Genomic DNA, 12,049 nt, shown 5'->3' on the forward strand with positions numbered 1-12,049 from the left:
CTACCATGCCCGATCTCCTGATCGAACTCTTCTCCGAGGAAATTCCGGCGCGGATGCAGGCGCGGGCGCGCGAGGATTTGCGCCGGCTCGTCACCGATGGCCTCGTTGCCGCGGGGCTCACCTACGCCCACGCGAAGGCCTTCTCGACGCCACGCCGCCTCGCGCTGGCCATCGAGGGGCTGGCGGCCTCCTCACCGACGCTCCGCGAAGAACGGAAGGGTCCCCGCTCCGACGCGCCCGAGGCCGCGATCGAGGGCTTCCTGCGCTCCACGGGGCTCACCCGCGACCAGCTTGAACTCCGCGACGCGGGCAAGGGGCAGGTCTTTTTCGCCACGATCACCAAACCGGGCCGGCAGGCCGCCGACATCGTCGCCGAAGTGCTCGAAGCGACGGTGCGCGACTTCCCATGGCCGAAGTCGATGCGCTGGGGCGCCGGGAGCCTGCGCTGGGTGCGCCCGCTTCATTCGATCCTCTGCATCCTGACGACGGAAGCCGGGGCCGAGGTCGTTCCGCTGGAAATCGACGGGATCCGTGCCGGCAACACGACCCGCGGCCACCGGTTCATGGCGCCTGACGCCTTCACGGTGAGTTCGTTCGAGGACTACGCCGGTAAGCTGAAGCGCGCGAAGGTCATTCTCGACCACGAGGAGCGCGAGGCGCATATCCACGCGGACGCCACGAACGCCGCCTTCGCCGCCGGGCTGCGGCTCGTCGAGGACAAGGCGCTTTTGGCCGAGGTCGCGGGGCTCGTGGAATGCCCTGTCGTCCTGACCGGCGCGATCGGCGAAGAGTTCCTGGGCCTGCCGCCCGAGGTTCTGCAAACCTCGATGCGCGAGCACCAGAAGTTCTTCTCGCTCCGCAATCCCGGAACCGGCCGGATCGAGGGTTTCGTCACCGTCGCCAACCGCGAAACCGCCGACCACGGCGCCACCATCGTCGCGGGTAACCTCAAGGTCCTCTCCGCCCGCCTGTCGGACGCCAAGTTCTTCTGGGAAAACGACCTCCGCACCGTGAAGGCCGTGGGGCTCGAAGGCATGGCAGAGGGCCTGAAGAACGTCACCTTCCACAACAAGCTCGGCTCACAGGCCGACCGGGTCAAGCGCATCGAGGCGCTGGCCCGGGAAATCGCGCCGATGGTCGGCGCGCGCCCCGACCTTGCCGCCGAGGCCGCGCGGATCGTCAAGGCCGACCTCCAGTCCGCGATGGTCGGGGAATTCCCCGAACTTCAGGGCATCATGGGCCGCTATTACGCCGAGGCCGCGGGCCACGACGACGGCGTGCCGGAAGCCTGCGAGATGCACTACAAGCCGCTGGGCCCCTCCGACGAAGTGCCGAAGCATCCGATCTCGGTCGCCGTCGCTCTGGCCGACAAGATTGATATGCTCATCGGCTTCTGGGATATCGAGGAAAAACCAACTGGGTCCAAGGATCCTTTTGCACTCCGCCGAGCAGCGCTGGGGGTGATCCGGCTTATGCTCGGGAACGGGCTTCGTTTCTCTCTCATCAATTCCTTCAAGGAGCCTATTCGGTCGCGCATAAGGGCCACGTCCGACAGCGCGCACATGTATGAAGAGTTCGACGCGGGACTAGACGAGGCGTTTGAGCTTCCCGTCGGCACGGACATCGAAAAGGCTTTGCGGTCATCTCGACCGGATTGGGCTGAAGACCAGCCTGCAAGGCTCGTGCCCAAGCGCATAGCTAAGGGTCATGCCTTGGCGCACGACCTCCTCGCCTTCTTCCACGACCGCCTCAAGGTCCACCTGCGCGACGAGGGCATCCGCCACGACGTGATCGATGCCTGCCTCGCGATGCCGGCCAACGACGACCTTACGCTGCTCGTGAAGCGGGCAGAGGCGCTCGCGGCGTTCCTGAAGACGGACGACGGTGAAAACCTGCTCCAGGGCTTCAAGCGCGCCAACAACATCCTCACCCAGGCCGAGGAAAAGGACGGGGTGGAGTATTCCTTCGGAGCCGACGCGAAATTCGCCGAAGCGCCCGAGGAAACCGCACTCTTCGAAGCCCTCGACCGGGCGGAAGCCGCGATCTCCCCGGCCATCGAGGCCGAGGATTTCGCGGCGGCCATGGGGGCCATGGCCGCGCTGCGCGCCCCGATCGACGCCTTCTTCGAGGCGGTGCAGGTCAACACCGAAAACGAGATCGTCCGCCGCAACCGGCTGAACCTTCTTTCACGGATCCGGTCGATCTGCCTCTCGGTCGCAGACCTCACCCGCGTCGAAGGCTGAGCATAGAAGCCGAGCGGCAGTTCAAGTCTGGTGGGCATGGAGCGGGGCCCCGGGGGCAAATCCCCGGACCCGCGGAGGGGTGCGATATTTGTATCCCTTGCTCCGAATCAGGAACGGCGTATGCTGCGGCGGACTTGAAGGAATGCCGCAGTGCAGAAACACTCTGATTTCGCAGAGTTTACGGAAATCACCCCGTCCGCGCCCATAGACAAGGCGCGGCACGGCTGGCGTGCGAAATGCCTCCAGCGGCTGATCCGGATCGATCTACCGGTTCCGCGCACGGTCGCGCTTCCTTGCGACACGGTCCGGGCCATCGCGGCGGGCCAGATGCCCGACACGGCGCGCCTCATCGGACTTTTCGGGCCGGAGCCGCTGATGTCGGTTCGCCCCTCGCCCGAGGACCCCGAATGGGGCGGTCCGGGCACCGTGCTCAATGTCGGCATGAACGCCGCGCGCCACGCCGCGCTGACTGAAACGCACGGCGCAGAGGCCGCGGATGCTCTCTACCTCGCCTTCGTTCAGGCATATGCGATCCACGTTGCGCGTCTCGATCCCGACATGTTCGCCGAGGCCCCAGGGCCAGGCGCACTCCGGGCGGCGCTGAGGGCCTACGAGGACGAAACCGACACGCCATTCCCCGAGGACCCGGCGCGCCAGCTCTCCGAGGTTCTGCGCTCCATGGCGCGCGCCTGGGAAGGCACGACCGCACGGCTTCTGCGCGAGGCGAAGGGGGCGCCGGCCGAGGCTGCGCTCGGCCTAGTGGTCCAGGACATGGTGCTTGCCATCGCTCCCGGGCTTTCCGGCTCGGGCGCGATCCAGTTCGTTGACAGCGTGACCGGAGCGGCGATGGTCAGCGGCCGCGTCCACCTGCAGAGCCTCAAGGGCGCGGGCGAGAAGCCGGGCGAAACGCTCTTCCTCACGAAAGACCCGCGCGGAGATTCGCTCGAGGACCGCGCGCCCGAGGTGGTCGAAGCCCTCATCCGCCACGGCGCGGCCTGCAGGGCGCGCTTGCGCGAAGAGATGCGGATCGAATTCGCGCTTGAAAGCGGGGAGCTCTGGATCATCGACGCGACCCGCACGCCGCGGTCTTCGCGCGCGGGCGTCAAGATCGCCGTGGTGCTGGCCGAGGATGGCATCATCAGCCGGGAGGACGCGCTTCTCAGGGTGGAGCCGCGCGCGCTCTCCGAACTTCTCCATCACCAGGTGGACCCGCGCGCGCCCCGTGACCGCGTCGCGCGCGGCATCGCCGCAAGCCCCGGCGCCGCGACGGGCCGGATCGTCTTCACCTCCGCCGCGGCGCAGGCTGCCGCCGCGCGGGGCGAGGCCTCGATCCTCGTCCGCCGGGAAACCACGCCGGAGGACATTCGCGGCATGCACGCGGCGCACGCCGTGCTGACGGAGCGGGGCGGCATGACCTCCCACGCCGCGGTGATCGCGCGCGGGCTCGGTCTTCCCTGCATCGTCGGCGCGTCCGACATCCGGATCGACCTCAGGGAGCGCCGGCTGAACGCGCCGAACGGCCGGAGCTTCCGCGAGGGCGACGTGATCACGGTCGACGGCAGCAACGGTGAGATCCTGGCCGGGGCGGCCGAGATGCTTGCGCCCGCCCTCGACGGTGGGTTCCGGACGCTTCTCGACTGGGCCGACGAGGTGCGTGACATCGGCGTGCGCGCGAACGCCGACACGCCCGACGACGCCCGCACGGCCCGCGACTTCGCCGCAGAGGGTATCGGCCTGTGCCGCACGGAACACATGTTCTTCGAGGAAGACCGCCTCACGGTGATGCGCGAGATGATCTTCGCCGATACCGGACCTGACCGGCGCGTCGCGCTTGAACGTCTCCTGCCGATGCAGCGGGCGGACTTCATCGCGCTCTTCGACATCATGGCCGGCCAGCCGGTCTGCATCCGGCTCTTCGACCCGCCGCTTCACGAATTCCTGCCCCACGACCGCGAGGAGATGCGCGAACTGGCGGAGGCGCTGGACCGCCCGCTCTCCGAGGTTACGCGACGCGTGGAGGCATTGTCGGAATTCAACCCTATGCTCGGGATGCGGGGCGTCAGGCTCGGCATCACCGTGCCTGAGATCTACGACATGCAGGCCCGCGCGATCTTCGAGGCGACGGTCGAGGCGTCGCGCCGCGGCGCGCCCGTCGTGCCGGAAATCATGATCCCCCTCGTCTCCGCGAAGCGCGAGGTGGAACTCGTCAAGACGCGGGTGGACGCGGTTGCGGCCGCAGTGCGCAACGAAACCGGGGCGGATTTCACCTACCGGCTCGGCGTGATGGTGGAAACGCCGCGCGCCGCGCTGCGCGCCGGTGAGATCGCGCAGCACGCGGCATTCCTGTCCTTCGGCACCAATGACCTCACGCAGATGACCTACGGCCTTTCGCGTGACGATGCCGGCCGCTTCATGGGCACCTATGTGAACCAGGGCGTCTACAGCGAAGATCCGTTCCACATTCTCGACATCGATGGCGTGGGGGAACTCCTGAACATCGGAGCCGCGCGGGGCAGGGCGGCGCGCGACGACCTGACGCTCTCGGTCTGCGGCGAACACGGCGGCAACCCCGAGTCGATCGAATTTTGCCGCGCGTTGGGATTCGATTACGTCTCCTGCTCGCCTTTCCGCGTGCCCGTCGCTCGACTCGCGGCGGCGCATTTCGCACTGCGCGATCGGAAGCAAGTCTAGAAAAGTCCATTGTTTTTCAGCGGCTTCATTGGCCGCACTGTTTGTCCATCGGCGGATTTCCGCCTGTGAGATTCGACGGGAAAGCCGTTTTCGGCTATGTGCGCCGCGATTGCTCGCCGGGCCCTTGGCCGCGGGCGAAACTCTGGAAGAGATTAATGCCACTGCTGAAGACTTGGACAGGAACCCTGATCCTGTCGGTTATGCTGTCTGCTGGCGCGCATGCCGAGGTGACGATCAGCCAGTCGAACGATCCGACGGATGCGTTGGACGCCAGCATGACGGCTCTTCTCGGGCAGGAGCACTCGGCGCTCGGCCGCGTAAGCGGCGCGCGCCTCGAGGCAATCGTCTCGCCGCCCGCCCGCAAGACCGCGAAGCGCGGCAAGCAGCCCGTGTCGGACGCAACCTTCGACGAAGCCTGGATTGCAGCCCAGCCGAAGGCGACCGGCGACGACGAATTCCAGTGCCTGGCGAAGGCACTCTATTTCGAAGCTCGCGGGGAAAGCATCAAGGGTCAGGCGGCGGTTGCCGAAGTGATCCTGAACCGTGTCGAGAGCTCTTCCTATCCCGGTTCGATCTGCGGCGTCGTGAACCAGTCGGGCGGCGGGAGCTGCCAGTTCTCCTTCATGTGCGACGGCCTGGCGGAAAAAGTCTCGGAAAGCGGCGCATGGGACCGTGCGGCCAAGATCGCCCGCGCCATGCTCGACGGCGCTCCGCGCGAGTTGACCGACGGCGCGACGCATTTTCACACGAACGCGGTTCGCCCGGGCTGGTCTCAGCGCTTCACGCAGACGACCCGCATCGGCGCGCACATCTTCTACCGTCAGCCCATCGTAACCGCGTCAAACTGATACCCGTCGCGGTGGCGCCCCAAGGCGTCGCTGGCGGCTTTCCGCGGGGCACGCCCACAGATAGACTGCCGCGGCAGTCCAGATCCGGAGCCCCGCGCCGTTATGCCAAGTGACATCCGCCTTGCCTTCGCCCACCCTGAGGAGAGGGCCGAAGCCTCTGCGGGCGCCGATCCGCGCGACCGGATTTCTCTGCGCGATCATATCGTCGAGGCCGATATCGGTGCGTTCCAGCAGGAGCGGGGCAAGACGCAGCGTCTGCGTTTCGACGTGGTGGTGGAAGTGCGCCCGCATCCCGCGCCGCTCGAGGATGACGTTGACCGCATCCTTTCCTACGACCGGATCACGGAGGCGATCGCGGCCGAACTCGCCGCCGAACGGCTAAACCTGCTGGAAACCCTCGCGGAGCGTGTCGCCGAACGCATCCTCGCAGAACCTCAAGCGATGCGCGTCTTCATCCGGATCGAGAAACTCGACCGGGGGCCGGGTGCGCTTGGCGTGGAAGTCGCCCGCTCGCGCGCCCAGGCGCCTCTGCGGGCCATTCACGCCGACGGGACGGAAACCGCTGTTCACCCGGTCGTCGTCTTCCTGACGAATGCCGAGATTGCCTCACCGGACCTGTCCGCGCGCCTTGACGCGCTCGAGGCGCAGGGCCTGCCCCTGATCCTCGCTGTGGGTCTTCCCGACATGCCGCGCCCGGAGACCGGCCATGCCGCCACGCAGCGCCGGATCGACCTTCTCGCCATCGAGCAGAACGCCTGGGTCCTCGCCGCGCGCGACCCGCGCTGCGTCGTCGTCTCCACTCGGACCGAGATCGACTGGGCGATGAAGCACGGCCAGACGGTTGTCTGGGCGCCTTCGAAGATCATCCTCGACGCGACCGATGGACCGCAGGCGCCGGCCCGTGACGCGGTCGCGCTCGCGCTCTGGCTGTCGGAAACGCTGGCCGCCGACCGTCTTGTCGCTCACGGCAGTGTTACGGTTCCGGCGGGAAGCCGCGTGCCAGTTACGCGGGACTGATCCTCCCCTCTTGCAAAGGCGGCACTGAACGCCTTCATCAGCACGCAATGGACTACTTCCGCCCCATAGCAATGACCGACCCGGTCCGCCCCGCCGGCGCGCTGCCGCTCGCGGGGGGCTGGTGCTGGTTCGACCGCGTCGAGCATCTCATGCGCGAGGGCAGCCGCGGACTGATACCGGCTGCAGATCTGCCCGACGACGTGAAGGCGCGCCTCACCGCACCCCGCGCGCCAATCGCGGGCCTTTCGTTCAATCGCCCCCGGATCATGGGCATCCTCAACGTGACGCCTGACAGTTTCTCCGACGGTGGCCGTTTCTCGGCGCCCGAGGCGGCGATCACCCACGCCCGGAACATGGCCGAGGCGGGGGCCGAAATACTCGACATCGGCGGGGAATCGACGCGCCCCGGGGCCGACGAAGTGCAGGTTCAGGAAGAAATCGCCCGCACCGCGCCGGTCATCGCGGTGTTGCGTGATACACTTCCCGGCATCCCGGTCTCCATAGACACGCGGAAGGCCGAGGTTGCCCGCGCCGCGCTCGATTCCGGCGCCGCGATGGTCAACGACGTCGCCGCGCTGAGCTTCGATTCCGCGCTCGGACCGCTTGTGGCGCGGCGCGGCGTGCCGCTTTGCCTGATGCATGCGCAGGGCACACCGGCGACGATGCAGGCGGATCCGCGCTACGACGACGTTCTTCTGGACGTCTACGACTACCTCGCCGATCGCGTCGCCTTGGCGGAGGAAGCGGGAGTTCCGCGCGACCACATCGTCATCGACCCCGGCATCGGCTTCGGCAAGACGGTCGAGCACAATCTCGCGCTGCTGCGCGGGCTGTCGCTTTTCCACGGACTTGGCTGCGCGATCCTCCTTGGAGCTTCGCGGAAGAGGTTCATCGGCGCCATAGGTGCGGCCGAACGGGCCGAGGACCGCGCGCCCGGCACGCTGGCGGTGACTTTGGCTGGAATCGCGCAAGGGGTGCAGATCCACCGCGTCCATGATATTGAGACAATAGTACAAGGCGTGAGGCTATCGCTTGCCATCGCGCCGGGAGTGGGCAGATGAGCAGGAAACTTTTCGGAACCGACGGCGTGCGGGGCACGGCAAACGTCCATCCGATGACCGCGGAGATGGCTCTGCGTCTCGGTGCGGCGGCCGGGCGATACTTCCGGTCGGGCGGGGACAATGGCCACAGGGTGGTGATCGGCAAGGACACGCGCCTGTCCTGCTACATGCTGGAAAACGCGCTGACGGCGGGCCTTACCTCCACCGGAATGAACGCCCTTCTCCTTGGTCCGGTGCCGACGCCGGCGGTGGGCTTCCTGACCCGGTCGCTGCGCGCCGATCTGGGCATCATGATCTCTGCCTCGCACAACCCGGCCCATGACAACGGCATCAAGTTCTTTGGACCTGACGGCTTCAAGCTTTCCGATGAGGCCGAGCTGGAGATCGAGGCGATCGTCGAAGGCGAAATCTCCCCGGCGCAGCCCTCGAACATCGGCCGGGCGCGCCGGATCGACGACGCACGCGGCCGCTACGTCGAATACGTCAAGACGACATTCCCGGGCCGCGGGCAGCTGTCGGGGCTCAAGGTCGTCGTCGACTGCGCGAACGGCGCATCATACCGCGCCGCGCCCGAAGTCCTGTGGGAGCTCGGGGCAGAGGTTGTGCCCCTGGGCGTCAACCCGAACGGGCTCAACATCAACGACGAATGCGGCTCGACGCATCCCACGACCGCGGCCGAAGCCGTCGTCGCGCACGGCGCTGACCTCGGTATCAGCCTCGACGGTGACGCCGACCGCGTCATCATTATCGACGAGAAGGGCCGGGTGGCTGACGGCGATCAGATCATGGCGCTTCTGGCCGCGCGCTGGGCCGCGGCGGACCGTCTTCGCGGCGGGGCGCTCGTGGCCACGGTGATGTCGAACCTCGGTCTCGAGCGGTTTCTGCAGGCGAAGGGCCTGCGCCTCGAACGCACACCCGTCGGCGACCGCTACGTCGTGGAGCGGATGCGCGAAGGCGGCTACAACCTTGGCGGCGAGCAGTCCGGTCATATCGTGATGACCGACTACGCCACGACCGGCGACGGGATTCTCGCCGCGCTCCAGTTCCTCGCCGCGATGGCCGAAACCGGCCTGCCGGCGAGCGCGCTTACGCATCAGTTCGAAACTGTGCCGCAGCTCCTGAAGAATGTCCGCTACACCCACGGGACGGAACCGCTGTCCGCCGAAACGGTGAAGGCCGCGATTGCCGGTGCCGAGGCGCGGCTGAACGGCTCTGGCCGGCTCCTGATCCGGAAGTCTGGCACGGAACCTCTGATCCGGGTCATGGCCGAGGGCGAGGACGAGATGCTTCTTCTCTCCATCGTCGATGACATCATCGGAGCCGTCGGTTCCGTGGCAGGCTGAGGCAGCGGACGCTGCCCCCTGTTCCGTTGCCAGGGTGGACGAGAGCCCCGACCGGAGACTAGGCTTTCCCCGATGTGGGGGAAGAGAAATGCATGAAGGCGGGTGCCTCTGCGGTCGGCTGCGCTATGGTGTGCGGGGCCAGCCGAAGGACGTGATCAACTGCCATTGCCGCTTTTGCCAGCGGGCCACTGGCGGCGCCTACCTTGTCGAAACGCTGTTCGACAAGCCGGATCTCACGGTTATCGCCGGCAGCCCCAAGGTCTACGACCATGTCTCGGAAGGCAGCGGCAAGGTCATCCATGTCCATTTCTGCCCCGATTGCGGCACGAAGCTGTTCCTGACCTTCGAACGCTTCCCCGAAATCGTCGGCGTCTTCTCCGGCACCTTCGACGACACGAACTGGTTCGAGCGGACGGCGGAAACCCGGCTCCATTTCTTCCTGGAATGCGCACAGGACGGGACGGTCCTGCCAGCCGGCGAGCCGGTCTATCCTGCGCACTACTGGCAGGGCGAGGGCGTGCCCAGCACCCCGCAGGTCTTCGATGCCCCTGTCGTCGTTGATGAGGACGTGCGCCGCGCCGCCATCGCTTTCGGCAAGACCAACCGGGGGTAGCCGCCCGCGCCAAACGAAAAGGGCGCCCGCAGGGGGCGCCCTTCCTTGGTCTGTCGCGAATATCAGTTCTTCGACTTGTCGACCATCTTGCCCTTGGAGATCCAGGGCATCATGGCGCGCAGCTTCTCACCGACCTGTTCGATCTGGTGCTCGTCGTTCAGGCGGCGGGTCGCCTTGAAGAACGGTTGGCCAACGGCGTTTTCCTGCATGAAGTCGCGCACGAACTTGCCGGTCTGGATGTCGCGGAGGACCTCCTTCATCCGCGCCTTGGTCTCGTCGTAAGGCAGGATGCGCGGGCCCGAGACATACTCGCCGTATTCGGCGGTGTTCGAGATCGAGTAGTTCATGTTCGCGATGCCGCCTTCGTAGATCAGGTCCACGATCAGCTTCACTTCGTGCAGGCACTCGAAATAGGCCATTTCCGGCTCGTAGCCGGCTTCGACGAGCGTCTCGAAGCCCATGCGGATCAGTTCGACGAGGCCGCCGCACAGCACGGCCTGCTCGCCGAACAGGTCGGTTTCGCATTCCTGGCGGAAGTTCGTCTCGATGATGCCCGAGCGGCCGCCGCCGATCGCGGAGCAGTAGGACAGGCCGATCTCGAGCGCCTTGCCCGTGGCGTCGTTGTGAACCGCCACGAGGCAGGGCACGCCGCCGCCCTTGACGTATTCGCCGCGCACCGTATGGCCGGGGCCCTTCGGCGCCATCATGATGACGTCGACGCCCGGCTTCGGCTCGATCAGGCCGAAGTGGACGTTGAGGCCGTGGGCGAACGCGATCGCCGCGCCTTCGCGGAGGTTGTCGTGGACATACTTCTTGTAGGTCTCGGCCTGAAGTTCGTCGGGCATGGTGAACATGATCAGGTCGCACCAGGCAGCGGCTTCCGCGATGCCCATGACCTTGAGGCCTTCGGCTTCGGCCTTTTTCGCCGACGGCGAGCCATCACGGAGCGCGACGACGACGTTCTTCGCACCCGAATCACGCAGGTTCAGCGCGTGGGCGTGGCCCTGCGAGCCATAGCCGAGGATGGCGACCTTCTTGTCCTTGATGAGGTTGATATCGCAGTCGCGATCGTAATAGACGCGCATCGGGGCGCTCCTTCTCTTTGATGTTCCGGTGCGCACAATACGCACCCCGTCGCGAATGCCCGTGCATTGTTTGACTAATTCCCCAGTTTGAGAGAAATTTCATTCTCAGAACGAGGATGATACGAAACAAGCATGCTTGACGATACCGACAGGCGCCTCCTCCGCCAGCTGCTCGCCGATCCGGGCCTTCCGACGGCGGAGTTGGCATCCCGCGCCGGCGTGACGCCGGCGACCGCGTGGCGGCGGCTCGAAAAGCTCCGCGCACAGGGTATCCTCAAGGGGGAGGAGGCCGTGATCGACTGGCGGGCGCTCGGCTGGGAGGTCGAGGTGTCGCTCCGCTTCACGCTCGACAAGACGAATCCCCGCGCCTTCGACGAATTCCTCGAGGCCGCTCGCGCCGTGCCCGAGGTGATCGAGATCCAGACCTTCCTTGGTCGGGTGGATGTGCGGCTGAACGTCATCGCCCGCGACATGGGGCATTACCAGGAAATCTACCGCAGCCGCATCCTGACGCTTCCGCATATCGCCGACATCGAGGCCCTGATGCTCGTGTCCACCGTCAAGGATGAAGGGAGCCTGCCGCTGTGACGGACCTCGATGATACCGACCGCGCGCTGCTGCGCCTGCTGGCGGCCAACGCGACGATCAGCGCGGGCGAGGCGGGCCGCCGAACCGGACTTTCCCAGCCCGCCGCCTGGCGCCGTATCCGCCGCCTGGAGGAGGCTGGCGTGCTCAGAGGGCGCCGCGTCGTTCTCGACCTGGCCGCGCTCGGTTTCGGAGTGACGGTGTTCCTGGGTGTCAAGCTGGCGACCAAGGGGCGCGTCAGCCTCGAAGACTTCGAGCGCGCCGTGACCGCCATCCCCGAGGTACAGATCGTCCAGCACGTTCTCGGTCTTTACGATTATCGTCTGCGCGTCACCGCCCGAGATCTTGCCGATTTCGAGCGCGTCCTCCGCAGGCGCATCATGACGCTGCCGGGCGTGGGTCAGGTCGAGGCCAACGTGCTTCTCTCCGAGGAACGGCGCCCTGGCCCCCTGGGGTGATCGCCGCCTTTCCTCCGGCCGCGGATTTGCCGGGGAGGCACCCGCCGACGTGCCGTTTCCACGGCATACCGACGTAGACTTTGCCTTCCCGCCGCGCCTGCGCTA

10 protein-coding genes are annotated in these 12,049 nt (G+C 66.6%); 9 read left to right on the top strand and 1 reads right to left on the bottom strand.

Features of this window, described 5'->3' with window-relative positions; translation table 11 throughout:
* Window positions 1-5: 5 nt before the first annotated feature.
* The 7 genes from glyS (at window position 6) to ABCN56_RS13525 (ending at window position 9,816) form a co-directional block, all read left to right on the top strand.
* Window positions 6-2,243, top strand: coding sequence for a glycine--tRNA ligase subunit beta (glyS, locus tag ABCN56_RS13495; protein WP_343081313.1), 2,238 nt, complete (start codon window positions 6-8; stop codon window positions 2,241-2,243).
* A gap of 150 nt (window positions 2,244-2,393) precedes the next feature.
* Window positions 2,394-4,934 carry a putative PEP-binding protein gene (locus ABCN56_RS13500; RefSeq protein WP_343081314.1) on the top strand — a complete coding sequence of 847 codons (2,541 nt, stop codon included), beginning with the start codon at window positions 2,394-2,396 and terminating at the stop codon, window positions 4,932-4,934.
* A 155-nt stretch (window positions 4,935-5,089) separates the two neighbouring features.
* A complete protein-coding gene (locus ABCN56_RS13505) occupies window positions 5,090-5,782 on the top strand; it encodes a cell wall hydrolase (protein WP_343081315.1) in 693 nt (230 codons plus the stop codon).
* A 102-nt stretch (window positions 5,783-5,884) separates the two neighbouring features.
* Window positions 5,885-6,799, top strand: coding sequence for a dihydroneopterin aldolase (locus tag ABCN56_RS13510; protein ID WP_343081316.1), 915 nt, complete (start codon window positions 5,885-5,887; stop codon window positions 6,797-6,799).
* A gap of 47 nt (window positions 6,800-6,846) precedes the next feature.
* Complete coding sequence (gene folP, locus ABCN56_RS13515) at window positions 6,847-7,860, top strand: dihydropteroate synthase (RefSeq protein WP_343081317.1); 1,014 nt, start codon at window positions 6,847-6,849, stop codon at window positions 7,858-7,860.
* Window positions 7,857-9,203 carry a phosphoglucosamine mutase gene (gene glmM / locus ABCN56_RS13520; protein ID WP_343081318.1) on the top strand — a complete coding sequence of 449 codons (1,347 nt, stop codon included), beginning with the start codon at window positions 7,857-7,859 and terminating at the stop codon, window positions 9,201-9,203. The genes folP and glmM overlap by 4 nt, the downstream gene beginning before the upstream one ends.
* A gap of 88 nt (window positions 9,204-9,291) precedes the next feature.
* Window positions 9,292-9,816, top strand: coding sequence for a GFA family protein (locus ABCN56_RS13525; protein ID WP_343081319.1), 525 nt, complete (start codon window positions 9,292-9,294; stop codon window positions 9,814-9,816).
* 62 nt (window positions 9,817-9,878) lie between these two features.
* Here ABCN56_RS13525 and ilvC read toward each other — a convergent pair whose 3' ends face one another.
* Entirely contained in the window at window positions 9,879-10,901 is a 1,023-nt protein-coding gene (ilvC, locus tag ABCN56_RS13530; protein ID WP_343081320.1) for a ketol-acid reductoisomerase, read from the bottom strand.
* Window positions 10,902-11,033: 132 nt separating this feature from the next.
* Here ilvC and ABCN56_RS13535 point away from each other — a divergent pair, with 132 nt between their 5' ends.
* Together ABCN56_RS13535 and ABCN56_RS13540 are read left to right on the top strand one after the other, a co-directional pair.
* Window positions 11,034-11,489: an Lrp/AsnC family transcriptional regulator gene (locus ABCN56_RS13535; RefSeq protein WP_343081321.1), complete on the top strand. Its 456-nt coding sequence runs from the start codon at window positions 11,034-11,036 to the stop codon at window positions 11,487-11,489.
* A complete protein-coding gene (locus ABCN56_RS13540) occupies window positions 11,486-11,944 on the top strand; it encodes an Lrp/AsnC family transcriptional regulator (protein WP_343081322.1) in 459 nt (152 codons plus the stop codon). The genes ABCN56_RS13535 and ABCN56_RS13540 overlap by 4 nt, the downstream gene beginning before the upstream one ends.
* The last annotated feature ends 105 nt before the right edge of the window (window positions 11,945-12,049 follow it).

Origin of the sequence: Ostreiculturibacter nitratireducens (assembly GCF_032670585.1) — a bacterium.
GTDB lineage: Bacteria > Pseudomonadota > Alphaproteobacteria > Rhodobacterales > Rhodobacteraceae > Ostreiculturibacter > Ostreiculturibacter nitratireducens.